This window comes from Bacillus sp. 275, assembly GCF_001999205.1.
Taxonomy (GTDB): domain Bacteria; phylum Bacillota; class Bacilli; order Bacillales; family Bacillaceae; genus Bacillus; species Bacillus velezensis.
Genome location: NZ_CP019626.1, coordinates 2,189,531 through 2,210,539, shown reverse-complemented (window position 1 = coordinate 2,210,539; position 21,009 = coordinate 2,189,531). Strand labels below are relative to the sequence as shown.

The following is a 21,009-nucleotide window of genomic DNA, read 5'->3' as shown; positions in this document are numbered from 1 at the left end:
CATATAAAAAAACCGCCGGCTGCCGGCGGTTTTTCGTATTATGGATAGCGGAGATTTGTATTTTGCGCTCCCGCGTAAGATTGGGCGAAGTTTTTGGCGTCCTGGGCTGAAAGGGTTCCATAGCTGTAATTTGATCTCGGATTCCAGCCGGTGCGCGGTGATTTCGGGGCTTTGAGCGACGGGAATGAACCGGTGTCGGTGAATTGGGCCGTCCCGTAGTCGTCTATCATTCCGCCTTTTTCATTTCCGTTACCGAAATAGTTGGCTTCTGAGAAGACAGTCGCGTTTGTATGAATGGTGAATCCTAAATTGAAATTGGTCACATAGTTGTTTTTCGCGTGAAAATAGCCGTATCTCATCAGGCCCGGTGAACGCACATAGACGTTATTAAAATAGTTGTTGGTGATCGTCATATGCGGATAGCCGATATAATTGCGTCCTTCGTTATCATCATTCGGATAACCGAGAATCAGGCCGTACAGATGGTCTGTGAATTTAGAGTTAGACAGCGTCACAAAATCCGCTTTGGCGCCGACATACAGAAGCTTTCCCAAATCACTGTGGCTGTTCGGATTGTAGCTGTGTCCTTCAAACCAGACGTGGTCAATCCAGTAATTCTGTCCGTTCGCTATGTACATCGGAATGTCGTTGTTGCCTGTAATGGCGGCACTATGGCTGATAATGAGATTTTTGAAAATCACATTGTTTGAGCCGGATCCGGTGGTCAGATAGATGTTGGTCAGCCTGTGGCTGGTATAAGAGCCGACGATGGTTTTATTGGCACCGACTGTCACAACGGCTTTACCCGGGGAAGAAATATCACTTGTGATGACGATGGTTTTGCGGTCCGTTCCGCCCGCATTGTTTTTCAGATCATTAAGATTACTGACGTAGACGACGGGGCCGCCCTGGCCTCCCGATACGGCGGATTTTGCTTTTCCGTTATGATCCTTCGCATTGCCCGCGAATCCGGTAAGTCCCTGCATCACATCCGGATAAGCCGCTGCCGCTTCTGCCTGCTTTGATGCGGAACATACGATGGCCAGACAAAGCGCAAATCCGAGTGCAGCCAAGAAAGCGAGATGACGCGTCTTTTTTATCATGCCCTTCACTCCTTTAATTTCTTAAATTGTAAACACAAGAAGTATTATACAATTACTATCCTCTTTTTCCATGATCTGTTTGTCTGCTTTTTCGTTATGGCTGAAAAGCCCCAAAATAAAAAAGCAGCCGGTATGGCCGCCTATATACGGGTGCTGTCTGCCTGAGTTTCCGCCGGCACGGCTTTTTGCTTTCGAATCAGGGACAGCGCCATTCCCGCAAAAATCAATACAATCCCCAAAGATTGATAAAGGTCGGGGCGAAATCCCGTAAATACGGTGTCAAGCACAATCGCCACCGCCGGATCAAGAAATACGATGATTGAAATAAACCGGGTGGATAAAAACCGCAAGCTGTCAAAAAAGAGCAAATACACAATTCCCGTATGAATGATACCGGTCGACACAATCATGATCCAGTTCACATGCGACAAATCAGAAAAAGCGCCATAACGGACGAACGGGAGAAGAATGATAACGCCCAATCCGGTCTGCAAACAGGTGACGGCGTATGGGCTGAGGCTGTTGATGCCTTTCCCGGCCAGTGTCGTAAAAGCATAAAAAAGGGCGGCCAGCACGGCCCAAATAATACCCGATCCCATCAGCTGAGAAAATGATGTACTCCCTTTAATGCCGGAAATCAGGGCGGTGCCCAGAAAACAAATCACGATGGAAGTGACGGACACAATATGCAGTTTCTCCCGGTATATAAGGCTCCCCAGGAGAAGGACGAGAACCGGAGCCAGATGATAAACGGAAATCGCTATCGTCACTGATGTCTCCTCAAACGATTTAAATAAAAACACCCAGTTCAGCACGAGAAAAAATCCGCAGGCCAGTGTCTGCAGCACCTCACGCCGGTTCCATTGTTCGGTGCGGTACCGTCCGGAACCAAACCAGCAAACGCCCAGAAACAATGAGGCGCACAGACATCTCACAAAGACCAGTTCAATTGAAGGCACATTCGTATGTTCTGAGAAAAAGCCGATTGATCCGAAAATGACCATGGAAATGACCATTTTGATGACGGCATTTGATGTTTGTTCAGCTTGCATTGATTCGCTTCCCCCATATCATTGACTGTTTATTCAGACAAATACTAACAGCCATTTTACTTGATTCAGAGGAAGATTTCATCCTATTTTTCGAAAGACGGCGGTCTTTTCTCATGAAAAAAACCCCGCATCAGCAGGGTCTTCTGTTTAATGAACGATCAGTACAGGACAAGGAGACAATTGTGAGACCTTATGGCTCACGCTTCCGAGCATCATTTCTTTAAATCCGCTGATTCCGCGGCTTCCGACGACAATCAGATTGAAATGCTGTTCTTTCGCTATGTTTAAAATTTGATGCGCAGGTTCGCCTTGGACGTACAGGCTTTCCGCGTTTACTCCGCTTTCTGCCGCTTTCTGCTTGGCATCTTCCAGAATGGCCGCTCCTTTTTGCTCGACTTCATGTTTGATGTCTTCAATGAAGTTTTCCGGAACATAGACAATCCCTGTTAAGGCTGATGTGGAGACAACGGCTTCACGTCCCGCATAGAGAATGGTGAGTTCAGCCTGCTGTTCTTTCGCCAGATGGATGGCTGCGTCCAGGGCTTTATTGCTCATGTCTGAACCGTCTACTGCTGCAAGAATTTTTTTAAACATATGAATCCCGCCTTTCTGCTTTTATTGTCCTCCTCTCTTTGCTGAATGTCAATTTTGCCGGCTTTCTCCGGAACATTGCGCTTACAGACTTTCTCCGTTTGTGGCGATGACGTCTTTATACCAATAAAAACTTTTCTTTTTCTTTCTTTCAAACGTGCCTTTTCCGTCATTGCCGCGGTCGACATAGATATAGCCGTAGCGTTTTTTCATTTCTGCCGTTGAGGCGCTGACGAGGTCAATCGGCCCCCACGACGTGTAGCCGATCAGGTCGACGCCGTCTTCAATCGCCTCTCTTGCCTCTATTAAATGATCACGCAGATAATTGATGCGGTAGTCATCCTGAATGCTTCCGTCCTCCTCCGGCTGATCAACCGCGCCGAGTCCGTTTTCGACGATGAAGAGCGGTTTCTGATAACGGTCGTACAGCGTGTTTAAGGTGATGCGCAAGCCCTTCGGATCAATCTGCCATCCCCATTCGGAAGATTTCAGGTACGGATTTTTCACGCCGCCGAGAAGATTCCCCTTAGATTGCGCCAAATCCTCAGGAGCCGTGCTGGCCGTCATCGACATGTAGTAGCTGAAGCCGATGTAATCCACCGTATGTTCTTTCAGGAGCGCCTCGTCTCCTTCCTTCATCTCGATCGTAATTCCGTTTTCTTTAAAGAAGCGTTTCATATAGCCCGGATAGCTGCCCCTCGCCTGTACATCAGAAAAGAACAGCGTGCTCCGCTCTTTTTGCAAAGCCGCATATACATCCTCCGGCTTTGGCGTCATCGGATACGTCGTCGTCGCGGCGATCATGCAGCCGATCTGTGAATCCGGAATGATCTCATGACCGGCTTTTACCGCCAGCGCGCTCGCCACAAATTGATGGTGGGCCGCTTGGTACATCGTGTTTTGTTTATTTTCGCCTTCCCGGAAATGCAGTCAATTCAAGCCCATTACCTCAACAGTAACCCCATTTTCAATGTAAGAATACTCCATACTCCACCAAACTACCTCAGCGTTATTTTTTAAACGCTTAATAAATAGGACTTTATTCTCTTCTTTTTTAGTATTACCTATTGGTAAGGGTAGTGATAAAATGGAATTATTGATATAAAAAAGGAGATTATGATGAGAAATCATAGAGGCTTCCATGAGGAAATTCAGCAACAACAAAAACTTTATCCAACATCACATCGCATTCAACCGGTTAGCCCTAAAGAATATGCAGAGGTTTTGACTTTACATACGGCAAAACAACTGAGCGAGACATTTCAAACACTTGTGGATCAAGATCAATATGAACAAGCGATTCAGCTGAGCGAGAAAGTTGCCTCTCAGCTTGGACAACATACGAATTTTTCATTACCACTTTCCACAGTGCTTTATAGTTTAAACGAAATGGAACTTCCTATTTCAGAGGAATTTTCTCTACATCGTCTGAAACTGCTAGGAAATCATCAAACTCATGATAACTTTTTCAAAGCATTAAAACACGAGATGTTAACGGCGGATCGGGTAGACTTTATGGTTAGTTTTACAAGATGGTCTGGTGTTCAGCTTTTGATCCCTCCGCTTCAGGAGCTTGCTAAAAGACATGTCCCTGTACGCATCATTACATCTACCTATATGGGTATTACAGAAACGAAGGCGTTAAGACATCTTCTTCAATTTGAAAATGTTGAGTTGAAAATTGTAAATGAATATAAAAAATCTTTCCATACGAAAGCATACTTATTTGAACGCTGTTCTGGACAGCATAGTGTCATTGTAGGATCTTCAAATCTATCACAAGCTGCACTTACGACCGGGTATGAGTTAAATGTTAGACTACCTGAAACCAGATATCTCCCCGTTTATCAACAAACAAAAGATTTGTTTGACACTGTTTGGAATGAAAAGACACAGCCTGTTGACGAACAATTTTTACAAGCCTATGAGGAATTCCAAACAGGAAGCCAAAAGGTAAGTGCTTCCTTTGCTGCTCAAAACTCTCTTTACAAAACGAAAATGTCCCCGAATGCCATGCAAAAGGAAGCGTTACGAAACCTTAAAAAAACAAGAAACGAAGGGGAGACAAAAGCAGTCATCATCGCCGCCACTGGAACCGGAAAAACATTTTTAGCAGCATTTGATTTTGAGCAATTTAAACCAAATAAATATCTTTTTCTTGCCCACCGGGAAGAGTTACTTACAAAAGCAATCGAAACATTCCAGAAAGTCACCAATAATCATGAAGATTTTGGTTTATTGACTGGAACGAAAAAAGAAAGAGATAAGCGTTTTTTATTTAGCACTGTACAAACGCTACATAAAAAAGAAACAATGGAATCCTTTTCAACAGATGAATTTGACTACATTGTGATTGATGAATTCCACCATGCAGAAGCATCTACCTATCAAGCTGTATTAAACTACTTTACACCAAAGTTTTTATTAGGTTTAACTGCAACACCAGAGCGTCTTGACGGTAAAGATGTGCTTCAGATTTGTGATCATAATGTTGTTTATGAAATTAGACTCCGCGATGCCCTAAAGGCAGAGCTACTTGCACCATTTCACTATTTTGGAATTTCAGATCATACTGTAGATTACGAAAAAGTAAAAGTGAAAAATGGACTGTACGAAGAGAAATCGCTAGTAGATCATTTAAAAACTCATAAACGAGTAGAATATATCATTAAGATGATCAACATGTATGGATTCCACGGCGAGAAAATGGTTGGCTTAGGTTTCTGTACAAACGTCGAACACGCAATATACATGAGTGATGAATTTAATAAATTGGGATTTTATACAACTTACTTAACAGGAAATGATTCTCCTGCAAAAAGACAAGAGGTCATTCGTCATTTGGAGGACCCGCACCACAGTTTAGAACTTATATTTACAGTAGATATTTTCAACGAAGGAATAGATATTCCAAAACTCAATCTACTATTGTTCCTTAGACCAACAGAATCACCAACGATTTTCATTCAGCAATTAGGACGGGGGCTTAGAAAAACAGACGACAAAGAGTTTGTAACGATACTGGATTTTATCGGAAACTATCAAAAGTCATTTGTTATTCCACTCGCACTATCTGGACAAACAAGCCAAAAATCGTTTGATAAAGATTCCCTCCGAGTGGCCGTGACGCATGAGTTTTCAGATTTACCTGGAGGATCTTATGTTGACCTTTCAGCCGTAACGAAGAAAGAAATTTTAAATAAGATCGATCATATTAAACTAAATTCAGATGCCATGCTGAAAACGTTATACAAGCAATTTAAACAAGAGCTAGGACGCTCTCCAGAATTAATTGATTTTCTATACTCTGAACAGGCACCTGGGCTTACCTTTTTTATAAAGAAATACAAATCGTGGGTACAGACCAAAAAGAAAATGGACGATTTGAATGTTACAGATGAAGCAATTCTCAATAACCCCTTGGTTGTAGGGATAGTAGCAAAATTAGAACAGCAATTACCTATTAAATGGCCTTATGAATGGTTAATTTTACAGAGCGGTTTTCACAAAAATATCATCACAATAGAAGATGTAAAAGAATCGTTAGAAAAACAGTTTCATATTCAAATCACAACAGATACACATGATGACCTCATTCAGCGAGCAATGGAGCGTTTAACGAAATCAGATCAAAAACAGAATTGGCGCTTTGGTACATTACAAGGTGATACATTCAAGTTAGATCCAGAAGTGAGCGAGATATTAAACGATCCATTATTCGGACCGTATATTAAGGAGCGCGTCCACTATGGACTGATTGAATTTAGACGTATGAACAATATAGAAGCCCTTGCTTCAAAAGAGATTAAGCTTACAATGTATCAAACCTATACAAGAAATGAACTCATTTATCTTTTTCAGTCAACTGATCAGGAAGGGACTTGGCGAGAGGGTGTACGTAGAGTTAAAAATCACTATTTAATCTTTATCAATTTGAATAAGTCAGAAAAAGTAGAAGATCATTTGCTATATAAAGATTATTTTATTGATCCTAGCCATTTTCACTGGCAAAGTCAAAACCAAACCTCACATACATCAAGCGTAGGGCAAAACTTTATTCACCATAAGGAAAAAGGATACCATATTCATTTATTTGTGAGGAAATTCACTGAAATGCACAACATCACTTTACCATTTATTTATGTAGGAGAAGCGGATTACGTATCAAGCCACGGAGACAAGCCAATGAATGTCAAATGGAAGCTCCATCAGCCTGTCCCAGAAAACTTGTATGTGGATTTAACGAATTAAGGCAGATACGGTCGGAAGATCAGCGGGTGCCCACTCTAGTGATTCTAGCTCACGTATAGGCACCCATCTGAATTCCGCATGCTCTTTTGCTACCGGCTTCCCTGATACAATCTTCGCTTTTATTGAAATTAAATTGACGATGACCTTCTCATATTCATGATGAATATCGGCTATCACATCGCCCGCAACAATTTTACAATCAAGTTCCTCTTCAATTTCTCTTACAAGTGCTTCTCGTGCATTCTCCCCTTCTTCAAGCTTTCCACCAGGAAACTCCCACAGATTAGGCAGAGACATTGTTGGAGAACGTAGAGCACATAGAATTTCATTGTTTTCATTTTGTATGACTGCGGCGGCTACTTTTATTGTTTTTTTCAAAATTAAACTTCCTTTCGTCTTTTCTTAGGTATGTATTCAAATTTTTCAATTTTATACTGTTCACTGTAAACGATAGAGGTTGAATCCATCATAATTCAAATGGTTTATTAAAAGCAATAGAAGGTCATTCTCCTAATTAGCAAGAAAAAAGCACCCTCCAAAATGGAGTAAGTGCTAATTTACTTCACTCCCCAAACAGCCTCCCCATCACCGCTCAGCACACTAAACGTCACAACTTCTTTCTCTCTCGCTGAGTCCCATTCTTTCAGGAAGACGCCGTCATAATTTGTGCCGTTCAGGTTGATTCGGGCTTTGCTGCTGTCCGTTTTTGTCCAGGTTCCGGTCATTTCCCCGGAAATGGTGCCGTCGTTGTTAAGCCGGATGGTTTTTGGGGTTTTGATCGTAGCTGTAATGTCTTTTCCGTGCTGGATGAGTTTGTAGGCTCCGGATGCGGCGGATGCCGAAATGTGTGTATCCGGTTCTCCCGCGTAGCGGTATGGTGCTGCAACGGGCCAGCCGTCTTTGTTCATGTACAGCTGATGCACTCTGACTTCGTGCTCTTCGCCTCTGTTCGGGAAACGGGTGTGGAAAATGAGGTATGATCGTTTCGTTTTCCCGTCGTAAAACACGGAGTTGTGTCCCGGTGAGACGTAGCCCGTGCCTTTTTCAGATTGTGAGGCGAAGCTGTAGCCGCCCATGAGTTTGACCCCGTACGGTTCAATTGCTTTGTCATCGAAGAAACTGCCGTCTTTTCCTTTGGCGTCAAGCATGTTATGGCCTGCGGCGTCATAGTACGGACCGTCCGGATTTTTGGAACGCGCCACACGCATATGATAACCGCCGGCTGCGTCAAGTCCGCCGAATGACAGATACAGATAGTAATATTTCGTTTCCGGATTGTAGCTGATGTACGGGCCTTCGATTCTGCTGTGATTTCCGCCGAGCAGTTTTTTTCCGTAGCCTTGGTTCGGGAGCGGGAAACCGGTTTTCGGATTCATTTCCAGTATAAAAATCCCCCCGGAGTAAGAGCCGTACACCATCCAGAGCTTGCCTTTATGGTCAAAAAACGTTTGCGGATCTACGACGTTCGGGTGAACGTTTGCATTATACGTCGTGCCGTCTTCGCTTTTTCCTTCCATGCCCGATTTCAAAAAGATGCCTTTGTTTTTGTAGGGTCCTTCGATTTTGTCACTCACGGCGACACCGAGAGCGGATCGCGGCGAGTCTCCTTTACAGGCGTTATAGTACATGTAATATTTCCCGTCAGACAGCTGGGTGACGTCCGGCGCCCACAGCGTATCAGACTGGGCCCAGTCGAATGTCTCTTTTAATTCGGTGTAGACGTTCGGGATCAGGGGATTATTGGGATTGACGCTTGAAGACATCTGCTGCCACTGCATCAGGTTTTTCGACTTGGCGGAAGCCAAATGCGAGCCGAATACATAATATGTATCGCCTGTTTTGATGACGGACGGATCATGCACGCTGACCTCTGAAAAAACCGGATGCTGGGCTTTTGCCTGCGGCAGAGTGAATCCGATGACCGCTGCTGAGACCAGGCACACACGAAAGAAACTGGTTTTCATTTTCTGAAATCTCCTCGCTCTCTTCTTTTCTTAAAACGCTTTCAAGACAACGCTCCATTTTATGACGCGGATGGCGGAAATATGTGATCAACAGCGCCGGCTTCGCGATGTACCGCTTTACTTCGATAACAATCTGATTTGTGAAAGACTGGAAAAAAAGTTTTGACTTCTGATTCGCAAACACTTAATATAAAAAACAGTTACTAGTTATCAGAATATTTAAGAATTGAGTGAAGCATATATGACCTTACACAAAGACCGCCGCATCGGGCGACTGTCCGTCCTTCTTCTGCTTCATGAGACTGAAGAAAACCAGCAGATCAGCCGGCTGGAACAGGACGGCTGGAAAGTCTGTCTCGGCAGGGTGGGTTCAATGGATGCGCATAAAGTGGTAGCCGCAATTGAAACCGCTTCCAAAAAGAGCGGTGTCATTCAATCTGAGGGTTATCGCGAATCACATGCGCTGTATCATGCCACAATGGAAGCTTTGCACGGAGTGACGAGGGGCGAAATGCTGCTTGGCTCGCTGCTTCGTACCGTGGGCCTGAAGTTTGCCGTCTTGCGGGGAAATCCGTATGAAAGCGAGGCGGAAGGCGATTGGATCGCTGTTTCACTTTACGGCACGATCGGAGCTCCGATTAAGGGGCTTGAGCACGAAACATTCGGAGTCGGAATTAATCACATATGAATCAGCCCATAGATTTCAGATGATAGGGGGCTATGCGTGAAATATCATTTTCATGGCATAGCTCCTTTTTGTATGGGCGCTTTACCAAAGTAAAGGAAGGGGTTGAAATGATGGTGACGTTAGACGGTTCCTCACTGACAACCGCAGATGCCCAGCGTGTGCTGTTTGATTTTGAAGAGGTTCAAGCATCTGCCGAAAGCATGGAACGTGTGAAAAAAAGCAGGGCGGCGGTTGAACGGATCGTTCAAGAAGAGAAGACCATTTACGGGATTACGACGGGATTCGGCAAGTTCAGCGATGTGCTGATTCAAAAAGAAGACGCTGCGGATCTGCAGCTGAATCTGATTCTTTCTCACGCGTGCGGCGTCGGTGATCCATTTCCGGAATCTGTATCGCGGGCCATGCTGCTTTTGCGCGCCAATGCCTTGCTGAAAGGCTTTTCCGGCGTGCGGACTGAGCTGATTGATCAACTGCTCGCGTATCTCAATCATCGCATTCACCCGGTCATCCCGCAGCAAGGGTCACTGGGGGCGAGCGGGGATTTGGCGCCGCTTTCTCATCTCGCACTGGCGCTTATCGGTCAAGGCGAAGTCTTTTACGAAGGGGCCCGGATGCCGACAGCTCATGCTTTAGAACAGACAAACCTTCAGCCGGCCGTCCTGACCTCTAAGGAAGGGCTCGCGCTGATCAACGGAACGCAGGCCATGACCGCGATGGGACTGATCGCTTACCTCGAGGCCGAAAAGCTGGCCTATCAGTCGGAACGGATCGCGAGCTTAACGATCGAAGGCCTTCAGGGCATTATCGATGCGTTTGACGAGGACATTCATGCCGCCCGCGGTTATCAGGAACAGATGGATGTCGCAGAGCGAATCCGCTATTACTTGTCAGACAGCAAGCTGACGACCGTCCAAGGGGAGCTGCGTGTCCAGGACGCCTATTCGATCCGCTGTATTCCTCAAGTCCACGGTGCATCATGGCAGACATTAGCGTATGTAAAAGAAAAATTAGAAATTGAGATGAATGCCGCGACAGATAACCCGCTCATTTTTGAAGACGGCGCCAAAATCATCTCAGGCGGAAACTTTCACGGACAGCCGATCGCCTTTGCCATGGATTTTCTCAAAGTGGCGGCGGCCGAGCTTGCGAATATTTCTGAACGCCGGATCGAACGGCTTGTGAATCCGCAGCTGAATGACCTGCCGCCCTTTCTGAGCCCTCAGCCCGGCTTACAATCCGGAGCGATGATCATGCAATATGCGGCGGCCTCCCTCGTGTCAGAAAATAAAACCCTGGCCCATCCCGCCAGTGTCGATTCCATTCCTTCATCGGCAAACCAGGAGGATCACGTCAGCATGGGAACCATCGCCTCAAGGCACGCCTACCAGATCATTGCGAATACGAGACGGGTGCTTGCCGTTGAAGCCATTTGCGCGCTGCAGGCCGTGGAGTACCGGGGTGCGGAACATTGCGCCTCGTACACAAAACAGCTCTATCACGAAATGAGAAACATCGTGCCGTCCATACAAGAAGACCGCGTGTTTTCTTATGACATCGAGCATCTGAGTGACTGGCTGAAGAAGGAGTCTTTTCTGCCGAATGAGCATCACCAAAAACTGATGACCAATGAAGGGGGACTTACAAGATGACTGATGTAAAGAAATCAATCCGCGCCGGCCGCGGCACCGAACTTGAATGCTTAGGATGGGAGCAGGAAGCCGTGCTCCGCATGCTCCGAAACAACCTTGACCCGGAGGTTGCCGAAAAGCCGGAGGATCTGATCGTATACGGCGGCATAGGCAAGGCCGCGCGAAACTGGGATGCTTTTCACGCGATTGAGCGTTCCCTCAAAACGTTAAAAGATGATGAAACACTGCTGATCCAATCCGGAAAACCGGTCGGACTGTTCCGCACGCACAGCCGCGCGCCCCGCGTCCTGCTGGCTAATTCGGTTCTCGTGCCGAAATGGGCGGATTGGGAGCATTTCCATGACCTTGAGAAAAAAGGACTGATGATGTACGGGCAGATGACGGCCGGCAGCTGGATTTATATCGGCTCACAAGGTATTTTGCAAGGCACCTATGAAACCTTTGCTGAGCTTGCGAGACAGCATTTCGGCGGCAGTCTGAAAGGAACCCTTACGCTGACGGCCGGACTTGGCGGAATGGGAGGCGCTCAGCCGCTGTCCGTCACGATGAATGATGGCGTCGTCATCGCCGTTGAAGCGGATGAAACACGGATTGATAAACGCATTGAAACAAACTATTGCGACCGTAAAACCGCATCAATTGACGAAGCGCTGCGCTGGGCCGAAGCAGCCAGACAAGCCGGAGAGCCTTTATCGATCGGCCTTCTCGGCAATGCGGCTGAGGTGCATCAGGAGCTTTTGAACCGCGGCGTCCATATTGACATCGTGACCGATCAGACTTCCGCTCACGACCCGCTGATCGGCTATATTCCGGCAGGATACTCACTTGAAGAGGCCGACCGTCTGCGCCGGGATCAGCCTGAATTATACGTAAGGCTTTCCAAGCAGAGTATGAAAAAGCATGTGGAAGCCATGCTCGCCTTCAAGAAAAAAGGTGCCGTCGTCTTTGATTACGGCAACAATATCCGCCAGGCTGCCAAAGATGAGGGTCTCGCCGATGCTTTTGATTTTCCGGGATTCGTTCCCGCCTACATCCGGCCTTTATTTTGTGAAGGAAAAGGGCCGTTCCGCTGGGCCGCGCTGTCGGGAGACCCTGAAGATATATACCGCACTGACGCTTTATTAAAAGAGCTGTTTCCAGAAAATCAAGCCCTTCACCGCTGGATTGACATGGCACAGAAAAAAGTCACATTCCAAGGCCTGCCGTCCCGTATTTGCTGGCTCGGCTACGGTGAACGGGAAAAGATGGGGCTCGCCATTAATGAATTGGTCAGAAACGGCGAGCTGAAAGCCCCGATCGTCATCGGAAGAGACCATTTAGACTGCGGATCTGTCGCCTCTCCGAATCGGGAAACAGAAGCGATGAAAGACGGAAGCGACGCGGTCGGCGATTGGGCGGTGCTGAACGCGCTGATCAACACGGCCTCAGGCGCAAGCTGGGTTTCTTTTCACCACGGCGGGGGCGTCGGCATGGGGTATTCCCTTCACGCGGGAATGGTCGCGGTCGCTGACGGCAGCATCCTTGCGGAACAACGGCTTTCCCGCGTTCTGACAAGCGATCCGGGAATGGGCATCATCCGCCATGCGGACGCAGGTTATGAAAAAGCGGCTCAAGTCGCCGAGGAACAAGACATTATGATACCGATGAAAAAGGAGCGGTAACATGCCGAAACAAATAGATACCCTACTCACCAACATCGGCCAGCTGCTGACGATGGAATCCGGCGGCCCCCGATCAGGCGAAAGCATGCAGGATCTTCGTGTCACGGAAGATGCCGTCATCGGCATTCACGACGGGCGCATTGTTTTTGCCGGACATCAAGGAGCGGAGGAAGGATACGAGGCAAGAGACATCATCGACTGCGGGGGACGGCTCGTCACCCCCGGCCTCGTCGATCCCCATACCCATCTTGTATTCGGAGGGTCCCGGGAAAAAGAACTGAATTTAAAAATTCAGGGCATGTCCTATTTGGATATTCTGGCGCAAGGCGGCGGCATTTTGTCAACCGTCAAAGACACGAAAGCCGCTTCCGAAGAAGAACTGATTAAAAAAGGGCTTTATCACCTCGGACGCATGCTGTCATACGGCATCACGACGGCAGAAGTAAAAAGCGGCTACGGACTCGACAAAGACACGGAGCTGAAACAGCTGACCGCGGCGAAAAAACTGGGCGAACGCCAGCCGGTCGACCTTGTCACAACTTTTATGGGGGCACACGCCATTCCGCCTGAGTACCGGAACAGCCCTGACGAATTTCTGGATCGCATGCTGCAGCTTTTGCCTGAAATAAAAGAAAAAGGCCTCGCGCAATTTGCCGATATTTTCACAGAAACAGGCGTCTTTACCGTCAGCCAGTCGCGGGACTACCTGAAAAAGGCGTCTGAAGCCGGTTTCGGCCTGAAAATCCATGCTGATGAGATTGACCCGCTCGGCGGCGCGGAATTGGCGGCAGAACTGCATGCTGTTACTGCCGATCATTTGGTGGGGGCGTCTGACGAAGGCATCGAAAAGCTAGCGGCGTCCGGAACGATCGCCGTCCTGCTGCCGGGCACGACTTTCTATCTCGGCAAACACACTTATGCGAGAGCCCGGGAGATGATTGATGCGGGCGTACGGGTCAGTTTGGCGACTGACTTCAACCCGGGCAGCTCACCGACGGAAAACCTCCAGCTCATCATGTCAATTGCCGCGCTTCATTTAAAAATGACCGCAGAAGAAATCTGGCACGCTGTCACCGTTAATGCCGCGTATGCGATCGGAAAAGGCGAAGAGGCCGGACAAATTAAAGCCGGACGGGCGGCTGACATTGTCATTTGGGAAGCGCCGAATTACATGTATATCCCGTATCATTACGGCGTCAATCATGTACACCGTGTCATCAAGAATGGAAAGACGGTTGTCTCAAGGGAGGGAGCCGCTCTTGGATAAGTATCCGTTTCTGCAAAAAGCCGGCTCCCTCTTCAACGACCGCCATGTGACAAGGATCGGCGATGTGACGGAAGCGTGGGCGGGACAACCGATCAAAGGGCCGGCTTTGATCGGCGTTCCGCTTTCTAAGTCGTCAATCAGCCATTCCGGCGCCTGCTTTGCACCCGGTGCGATCCGCCGGGCGCTCGGCGGGATTTCCGCTTATTCCGCGGAGCTGCGGGAGCATGTCATTGACCATCTTTACGATATCGGCGATATTCAGATTCACGTCACGGATGTCGTCACATCTCACGAACACATTTACCGGACCATTCATGACATTCTGACGGACCAGCCTGACTGGGTGCCCGTCATTCTCGGCGGCGACAACTCCATTAGTTATTCCACCATTAAAGCCATTGCGGAAACGAAAGGAACAACGGCCGTCTTTCAATTCGACGCCCACCACGACGTCCGCAACACAGAAGACGGAGGACCGACAAACGGCACGCCATTCCGCCGGCTGTTAGATGAAAATATCATAAGCGGACAAAACCTGATTCAGCTTGGAATCAGGGAGTTCAGCAACAGCTTGGCATATGAACAATATGTAAAAGAGCGGCAGGCAGACGTGCATACAATGGAGATGATCCGGGAGAAAGGGCTCCTCCGAACGATACAAGAGGTCTTGCCGGCCGTTCAAAAAAGAGCCGACGCCATTTTTATTTCGGTTGATATGGATGTGCTGGATCAAGCTCATGCGCCCGGCTGCCCCGCGATCGGCCCAGGAGGCCTGTATACCGAAGAACTGCTTCAGGCGGTCCGGTTTTTAGCCCAGGAGGCTGACATCTCGGGTATTGAGATCGTTGAGGTTGATCCGACACTTGATTTTCGCGACATGACAAGCCGGGCAGCCGCACACGTCATTTTACATGCATTAAAGGGATTTAAATTGTCACGTTAAAGTCAAATCCGGCACGCGTGCTCTCGGCTGCCGGAAGATTCTCACGCCACGCAAAAAGGGGGAGATCACGATGGATGTTGATCAAGGCGGCAATCAATTAAAGCGCACGATGAAAAGCAGGCACTTATTTATGATTTCATTGGGAGGAGTCATTGGCACGGGGCTGTTTTTGAGCACAGGGTATACATTGAGCCAGGCCGGGCCGGGCGGGACGATCGCCGCTTACCTGATCGGCGGCTTGATGATGTATCTTGTCATGCAGTGTCTCGGAGAATTGTCAGTAGCCATGCCTGTGACCGGTTCATTTCAAACGTATGCGACAACGTTTATCGGGCCGTCCACGGGCTTTATGGTCGGTATCATGTATTGGGTGAATTGGGTGGTGACGGTAGGATCGGAGTTTACAGCTTCCGGTATCCTTATGCAGCGCTGGTTTCCCCACAGCAGCGTCTGGATGTGGAGCGCGATTTTCGCGGCTCTCCTTTTTGCCGCCAATGCATTCTCCGTTAAATTGTTTGCAGAAACAGAGTTTTGGTTTTCAAGCGTCAAAATCGTTACCATCCTTTTATTTATCATCTTAGGCGGCGCCGCGATGTTCGGTTTGATTTCATTGCACGGTTCGGGTGAAGCTCCGATGCTGTCGAATTTTACCTCACACGGCGGACTGTTTCCGAACGGCTTTCTTGCGGTTTTCATCGCAATGATTTCCGTAAGCTTCGCCTTTTCAGGGACGGAGCTGATCGGAATTACCGCGGGTGAAACCGCCAATCCGGCAAAAGATATTCCGCGTTCGATCCGAAATGTCGCCTGGAGAACGGTCATCTTTTTTATCGGTGCCATTTTTGTGCTGTCCGGACTGATCTCCTGGAAGGAGGCCGGTGTGATTGAAAGTCCGTTTGTCGCGGTCTTTTCCCAAATCGGTATCCCATACGCCGCAGATATCATGAACTTCGTGATTTTAACGGCTTTGCTTTCGGTCGCCAACTCCGGGCTGTATGCTTCCACCCGGATGCTGTGGTCTCTTGCGAATGAAAACATGATCAGCGCCCGGTTCAAAAAAGTTACGCCGAAAGGCATTCCGCTGAATGCTCTGCTCGCCAGCATGGCCGTTTCCTGCATATCCTTGATCTCAAGCATCGCCGCCCCGGGCACAGTCTACGTGGTGCTTGTGGCAATAGCCGGATTTGCCGGCGTCGTGGTGTGGATGAGCATCGCACTGTCTCAGCTGTTATTTCGAAAACATTATGTGAAAAACGGCGGATGCGTCTCGGATCTGACCTTCCGCACACCGTTATACCCTCTCGTTCCGATCGCCGCTGTGATCTTATGTTTCGCTTCATGCGTAGGCCTTGCATTTGATCCCAATCAAAGAATCGCCCTCTTCTGCGGAATTCCTTGTATGATCCTGTGCTATCTCATTCGTTTTTTGAGAAAGAAACAGCCGAAACAATCCGTCCGTGACATTCATTTGGATAAAACCATGCCATAAAAAAAGGCACATACTGATGAGGTATGTGCCTTTCTTCTCTTATTCCGTAATCAGCGTATGAATCAGTTTCGGCGCTTCCGCTTTTTCTGAGATGCGGATGTTGTCATAGACTTTGGCGGTCACGTCTTCAACGTTTTCGCGGTTGGCGTAAAGGGTGACGAGCGGCTCGCCTTTTTCGACGTTGTCACCGACTTTTTTGCGGAGCATAATGCCGACGGCAAGGTCGATTTCGTCCTCTTTTGTCGCACGTCCCGCGCCTAACAGCATCGCTGCGACGCCGATTTCGTCAGCGACGATTTCTGAAACGACACCCGCTTCTTTTGCCGGAACGTCAATTTTGTACGCCGCCTGCGGAAGTTTGGACGGATCGTCAACAACGGAAGCGTCTCCTCCCTGATTGCTCAGGAACTCTTTGAACTTTTCAAGCGCTTTGCCGTTTTTCATGACTTCCTGCAGCTTCGTTCTCGCTTCTTCCAATGTCTCAGCTTTTTTCGCCAATACGACCATTTGGCTGCCGAGCGTGAGGACGAGTTCGTTTAAGTCTTCAGGACCTTCCCCTCTTAATGTATCAATGGCTTCTTGTACTTCCAGGGCATTCCCGATCGCAAAACCGAGCGGCTGCGACATATCAGAAATCACGGCCATCGTCTGGCGGCCGACGTTGTTTCCGATGCGGACCATTGCTTTGGCGAGGTTCACGGCGTCTTCATCCGTTTTCATAAACGCGCCGGCTCCCGTTTTGACGTCAAGCACGATGGCATCTGCTCCGGCGGCGATTTTTTTACTCATAATTGAGCTTGCGATCAGCGGGATGGAGTTCACCGTACCCGTTACATCACGCAGCGCATACAGCTTTTTATCGGCAGGCGTCAAATTGCCGCTTTGTCCGATGACGGCTACCTTGTCGCGGTTCACAAGCTTGATGAATTCATCTTTTGACAATTCCACGTGGAAGCCTTCGATCGCTTCCAGCTTATCAATGGTTCCCCCCGTATGGCCAAGACCGCGGCCGGACATTTTAGCAACGGGAACGCCGAGCGCCGCGACGAGCGGTGCGAGTACGAGAGTTGTCGTGTCGCCGACCCCGCCCGTAGAGTGCTTGTCGACCTTAATGCCTTCAATGGCGGAGAGATCAATCGTTTCCCCTGAATTCACCATCGCCATTGTCAGATCGGCGCGCTCCTGATCCGTCATATCCTGAAAGTAAATCGCCATAGCCAGCGCGCTTGCCTGATAATCAGGGATGCTTCCGTCCGTGTATCCTTTTACGAAAAATTGAATTTCTTCTGTTGTCAGTTCTTTTCCATTTTGTTTTTTTACAATAAGATCTACCATTCTCATGATCTATCACCTGTCCTTCATTTATGTTCAGTGAATCAATCCGACGATCGCCGCTGTCAGGAAGCTGACGAGCGTTGCGCCGTACAGCAGCTTCAGCCCGAACCGCGCGACGACGTTTCCTTGTTTTTCATGCAGCCCTTTCACCGCACCGGTAATGATTCCGATAGAGGAGAAATTCGCGAATGAGACAAGGAATACAGATACCACTGCCTGTGTATGCGCACTGAAATGGAAATCGCCGGATGAGAGTGTCTGCATCGCCACAAATTCATTCGATACCATTTTCGTCGCCATAATGCTTCCGGCGCTCACCGCTTCATTCCACGGAATACCGGTTAAAAACGCAAACGGCGCGAAGACATATCCGAGCAGCGCCTGGAATGTAATGCCGAAGACCGCATTGAAAACGCCGTTGACCAGAGCAATGAGTGCGACAAATCCGATCAGCATCGCCGCTACGACGACGGCGACTCTGAATCCATCCATTATATACTCACCGAGCACTTCAAAAAAGGATTGCTTTTCTTCTTCAGGAACGACGATCAAATCCTCTTCTTTGCTGACGGTGTACGGGTTGATGATAGAAGCGATGATAAATCCGCCGAATAAGTTCAGCACAAGCGCCGTCACGACGTATTCGGGCTTCAGCATCATCATGTAAGAACCGACGATCGACATTGAGACCGTCGACATTGCGGATGCGCAAAGCGTATATAAGCGCTGTTCAGTAAGATAACCGAGCTGTTTTTTCAAACTGATAAAGACTTCTGATTGCCCTAAAATCGCGGATGCGACAGCGTTGTAAGATTCGATTTTCCCCATTCCGTTCACCTTGCTTAACGCAAGACCGATATACTTCGTGATGAAGGGGAGGACCTTCCAATGCTGCAGAATTCCGATTAAAGCGGATATAAAGACGATCGGCAGAAGCACGCTCATGAAGAACGTCGTCTGTTTCGCATTCACAAGCCCGCCGAATACAAAGTTAATCCCTTCTGATGCATATTCCAGCAAGTAGTTAAATCCTTTTGCAAAACCGCCGACAAGAAAATTCCCGATACCGGTGTTGAGGAGAATATAACCGAGAATCAGCTGCAGCACGAGCATGACGGCGATCGGCCGGATTCTGATTCTTTTTTTGCCGTTGCTGGCAAGCCAGGCAAGACCTAAAAACACAATGATTCCGATAATTCCGATGAGATACTTCATATGTGTTCTCCTTTTATTTGTATTCGCTTACAATTTTTTATGCATCAACAAAGAAAGAGGATGGCGGAAGCTTTCAGCTTCCGCACTGCTGATTAATAGTCGCTGCTGCCGCTGTCTCCGCCGCTCACGATAGAGACGCCCGCACTTGCGCCGATCCGGCTCGCGCCCGCAGCGATCATGCTGTCAACATCAGCTTTTGTTCTGATGCCGCCTGATGCTTTGACCCCGATGTCCGGTCCGACTGTTTTTCTCATGAGAGCGATATCTTCAGCCGTTGCCCCGCCTGTAGAAAAACCGGTAGACGTTTTGACGAAATCTGCGCCTGCGGATACCGCCAAGCGGCACGCGCGCTCTTTTTCTTCATCTGTCAAAAGGCATGTTTCGATGATCACTTTAACGAGCGCTTTTTTATCAGCTGCTTCAACTACCGCGCGGATATCAGCTTCAACCGCTTCATCATCGCCGTCTTTTAATGCGCCGATATTGATGACCATGTCAACCTCAGTGGCTCCTTTTGAGATGGCATCCTTCGTTTCAAATGCTTTTGTTTCCGATGTCGTTGCGCCGAGAGGAAATCCGATAACGGTGCAAACGTCAACTCCAGTGCCTTTCAGTTCCTCCGCTGCGAGTTTGACCCAAGTCGGGTTTACACAAACGGAAGCGAATTTATATTCTTTTGCTTCTTTTATCAGTTGTAAAATATCCGCTTTTTGTGTATGCGGTTTCAAAGCAGTATGGTCTATTTGACTTGCAATTGACATTGTATGCACTTCCTTTTTCCTAGGATACGTTTAGAATAACCGAATTTTGAACATATGTAAATTGGTAATTGAAATTATGTTCATGAATTGTCACAATTCTTGAATGAGTTTTTTGGCCGTATGCTGATCGGTAATCAAAACGTTGGCGTACTTTCCTTTCAGGGCACCGTGAATGGCCTTGCATTTTCTGCTGCCGCCCGCCACCAGAATCGAACGCTCTTTCATTTTCAAGTCGCTGAGCTCGACTCCGATCGTCCTGCCGTTAATGCTGCTGCTGCAAACCCTGCCTTCCTCGTCAAAAAAGCGCGAACAAATATCGCCGACTCCGCGTGCTTTCAGCAATTGTTTCTCTTCTTCCCGGAAATAGCCGAGTCTGAAAAGCAGCGCCTCATCCCGGACGGTTCCGACCGTAAACAGGGCGATATTGGCTTGTCTGCCCATTTCAATGATCCGCTTAATATGTCTGTCCCGTTCGACCATCTGTTTCACATCGGCGCTGTCAAATATAACCGGCAGCGGCAAATACCTCGGCATGGTCTGAAATGCTTCGGCGAACAGCTGAATCGTTTCTGACGAGTACGTATTAACATTGGAATGACTGATGCCGCCTTTCAGCTGCACGACTTCAACGCTCTTTACCTGCTTCGGCTCCATGCGGCTTGCGATCTGGTACATCGTCGTCCCCCAGCTTACGCCGAGTATATCGCCGTCCTTTACGGTTTTATGCATATAGTCTGCGCCATAGCGGCTTAAGTAATGTGTAATGGCCTGGTAATCGTCGCTTGGAGAAAAGACGACGTGCGCCTCAAGCAGCCCGTATTTTTCTTCCAGCTTCGCGCCGAGTTCGTCCAGATCCTCAAACGGGTCCATGACGCGAATTTGAACATACCCTTTTTCCTTTGCGTACTGCAGCAGCCTTGAAACGGTGGGGCGTGACAGATCAAGCCGTTCGGCGATCTGCTGCTGGCTGTAATCTGATTGATAATATAGTTTTGCCGCTTCTATGCTGAGCTGCTGTTTTTCACGATCCATGCCGCGCC

At 48.1% G+C, this 21,009-nt stretch carries 16 protein-coding genes and 1 pseudogene; 7 read left to right on the top strand and 10 right to left on the bottom strand.

Going from position 1 to position 21,009, the window contains the following annotated elements; all coding sequences use genetic code 11:
- Positions 1-38: 38 nt before the first annotated feature.
- The 4 genes and pseudogenes from BZ167_RS10600 to BZ167_RS10585 all read right to left on the bottom strand — a co-directional run.
- A complete protein-coding gene (locus BZ167_RS10600; protein ID WP_020958055.1) occupies positions 39-1,103 on the bottom strand; it encodes a polysaccharide lyase family 1 protein in 1,065 nt (354 codons plus the stop codon).
- Between the two features lie 140 nt (positions 1,104-1,243).
- On the bottom strand, positions 1,244-2,155 hold the full coding sequence (locus BZ167_RS10595; protein WP_061890902.1) for a DMT family transporter: 912 nt from the start codon (positions 2,153-2,155) through the stop codon (positions 1,244-1,246).
- A 147-nt stretch (positions 2,156-2,302) separates the two neighbouring features.
- On the bottom strand, positions 2,303-2,749 hold the full coding sequence (locus tag BZ167_RS10590; RefSeq protein WP_007407802.1) for a universal stress protein: 447 nt from the start codon (positions 2,747-2,749) through the stop codon (positions 2,303-2,305).
- A gap of 81 nt (positions 2,750-2,830) precedes the next feature.
- Positions 2,831-3,676 (bottom strand): annotated as a pseudogene (locus tag BZ167_RS10585) (family 1 glycosylhydrolase); the annotation flags it as partial.
- A gap of 189 nt (positions 3,677-3,865) precedes the next feature.
- Between BZ167_RS10585 and BZ167_RS10575 the strand changes: the two are divergent.
- A complete protein-coding gene (locus tag BZ167_RS10575; RefSeq protein WP_077392067.1) occupies positions 3,866-6,997 on the top strand; it encodes a DUF3427 domain-containing protein in 3,132 nt (1,043 codons plus the stop codon).
- On the opposite strand, the gene BZ167_RS10570 is transcribed toward BZ167_RS10575, so the two are convergent.
- Both BZ167_RS10570 and BZ167_RS10565 read right to left on the bottom strand, forming a co-directional pair.
- Positions 6,986-7,375: a (deoxy)nucleoside triphosphate pyrophosphohydrolase gene (locus BZ167_RS10570; protein ID WP_007407807.1), complete on the bottom strand. Its 390-nt coding sequence runs from the start codon at positions 7,373-7,375 to the stop codon at positions 6,986-6,988. The two genes, BZ167_RS10575 and BZ167_RS10570, sit on opposite strands and share 12 nt — an antisense overlap.
- Positions 7,376-7,554: 179 nt before the next feature.
- The gene (locus BZ167_RS10565) at positions 7,555-8,961 is read right to left on the bottom strand and encodes an arabinan endo-1,5-alpha-L-arabinosidase AbnB (RefSeq protein WP_077392066.1); all 1,407 of its coding nucleotides are present in this window, start codon (positions 8,959-8,961) and stop codon (positions 7,555-7,557) included.
- 241 nt (positions 8,962-9,202) lie between these two features.
- On the opposite strand from BZ167_RS10565, the gene hutP reads away from it, so the two are divergent.
- From hutP to BZ167_RS10535, 6 genes are all read left to right on the top strand, one after another.
- Entirely contained in the window at positions 9,203-9,649 is a 447-nt protein-coding gene (hutP, locus tag BZ167_RS10560) for a histidine utilization transcription antiterminator HutP (protein ID WP_015418550.1), read from the top strand.
- Positions 9,650-9,759: 110 nt separating this feature from the next.
- Positions 9,760-11,298, top strand: a complete 1,539-nt coding sequence (gene hutH / locus BZ167_RS10555) for a histidine ammonia-lyase (RefSeq protein ID WP_039063838.1) — start codon at positions 9,760-9,762, stop codon at positions 11,296-11,298.
- Complete coding sequence (gene hutU, locus BZ167_RS10550; RefSeq protein WP_077392065.1) at positions 11,295-12,959, top strand: urocanate hydratase; 1,665 nt, start codon at positions 11,295-11,297, stop codon at positions 12,957-12,959. Before hutH ends, hutU begins: the two co-directional genes overlap by 4 nt.
- Position 12,960: 1 nt before the next feature.
- Complete coding sequence (gene hutI, locus BZ167_RS10545) at positions 12,961-14,226, top strand: imidazolonepropionase (RefSeq protein WP_077392064.1); 1,266 nt, start codon at positions 12,961-12,963, stop codon at positions 14,224-14,226.
- The gene (gene hutG, locus BZ167_RS10540; protein ID WP_064115233.1) at positions 14,219-15,169 is read left to right on the top strand and encodes a formimidoylglutamase; all 951 of its coding nucleotides are present in this window, start codon (positions 14,219-14,221) and stop codon (positions 15,167-15,169) included. Before hutI ends, hutG begins: the two co-directional genes overlap by 8 nt.
- A gap of 70 nt (positions 15,170-15,239) precedes the next feature.
- Positions 15,240-16,658 (top strand): amino acid permease, encoded by a 1,419-nt coding sequence (locus BZ167_RS10535; protein ID WP_033574317.1) that lies wholly within the window; start codon positions 15,240-15,242, stop codon positions 16,656-16,658.
- Positions 16,659-16,697: 39 nt separating this feature from the next.
- Here the strand turns inward: BZ167_RS10535 and BZ167_RS10530 are convergent, their stop codons facing one another.
- The 4 genes from BZ167_RS10530 to BZ167_RS10515 all read right to left on the bottom strand — a co-directional run bounded on the left by BZ167_RS10530 (position 16,698) and on the right by BZ167_RS10515 (position 21,001).
- Positions 16,698-17,999, bottom strand: coding sequence for a pyrimidine-nucleoside phosphorylase (locus BZ167_RS10530; protein WP_007407816.1), 1,302 nt, complete (start codon positions 17,997-17,999; stop codon positions 16,698-16,700).
- 27 nt (positions 18,000-18,026) lie between these two features.
- Complete coding sequence (locus BZ167_RS10525) at positions 18,027-19,208, bottom strand: NupC/NupG family nucleoside CNT transporter (protein ID WP_004393280.1); 1,182 nt, start codon at positions 19,206-19,208, stop codon at positions 18,027-18,029.
- Positions 19,209-19,300: 92 nt separating this feature from the next.
- Entirely contained in the window at positions 19,301-19,969 is a 669-nt protein-coding gene (gene deoC / locus BZ167_RS10520) for a deoxyribose-phosphate aldolase (RefSeq protein WP_004393277.1), read from the bottom strand.
- Between the two features lie 90 nt (positions 19,970-20,059).
- A complete protein-coding gene (locus BZ167_RS10515) occupies positions 20,060-21,001 on the bottom strand; it encodes a DNA-binding transcriptional repressor DeoR (protein WP_061890904.1) in 942 nt (313 codons plus the stop codon).
- Positions 21,002-21,009 lie beyond the last annotated feature (8 nt).

Excerpts from the sequence above, each read along its gene's own strand:
- BZ167_RS10600 (WP_020958055.1), bottom strand. The coding sequence starts at position 1,103 with ATGATAAAAAAGACGCGTCATCTCGCTTTCTTGGCTGCACTCGGATTT.
- BZ167_RS10595 (WP_061890902.1), bottom strand. The coding sequence starts at position 2,155 with ATGCAAGCTGAACAAACATCAAATGCCGTCATCAAAATGGTCATTTCC.
- BZ167_RS10590 (WP_007407802.1), bottom strand. The coding sequence starts at position 2,749 with ATGTTTAAAAAAATTCTTGCAGCAGTAGACGGTTCAGACATGAGCAAT.
- BZ167_RS10575 (WP_077392067.1), top strand. The coding sequence starts at position 3,866 with ATGAGAAATCATAGAGGCTTCCATGAGGAAATTCAGCAACAACAAAAA.
- BZ167_RS10565 (WP_077392066.1), bottom strand. The coding sequence starts at position 8,961 with ATGAAAACCAGTTTCTTTCGTGTGTGCCTGGTCTCAGCAGCGGTCATC.
- hutP (WP_015418550.1), top strand. The coding sequence starts at position 9,203 with ATGACCTTACACAAAGACCGCCGCATCGGGCGACTGTCCGTCCTTCTT.
- hutH (WP_039063838.1), top strand. The coding sequence starts at position 9,760 with ATGGTGACGTTAGACGGTTCCTCACTGACAACCGCAGATGCCCAGCGT.
- hutU (WP_077392065.1), top strand. The coding sequence starts at position 11,295 with ATGACTGATGTAAAGAAATCAATCCGCGCCGGCCGCGGCACCGAACTT.
- hutI (WP_077392064.1), top strand. The coding sequence starts at position 12,961 with ATGCCGAAACAAATAGATACCCTACTCACCAACATCGGCCAGCTGCTG.
- BZ167_RS10535 (WP_033574317.1), top strand. The coding sequence starts at position 15,240 with ATGGATGTTGATCAAGGCGGCAATCAATTAAAGCGCACGATGAAAAGC.
- BZ167_RS10530 (WP_007407816.1), bottom strand. The coding sequence starts at position 17,999 with ATGAGAATGGTAGATCTTATTGTAAAAAAACAAAATGGAAAAGAACTG.
- BZ167_RS10525 (WP_004393280.1), bottom strand. The coding sequence starts at position 19,208 with ATGAAGTATCTCATCGGAATTATCGGAATCATTGTGTTTTTAGGTCTT.
- deoC (WP_004393277.1), bottom strand. The coding sequence starts at position 19,969 with ATGTCAATTGCAAGTCAAATAGACCATACTGCTTTGAAACCGCATACA.
- BZ167_RS10515 (WP_061890904.1), bottom strand. The coding sequence starts at position 21,001 with ATGGATCGTGAAAAACAGCAGCTCAGCATAGAAGCGGCAAAACTATAT.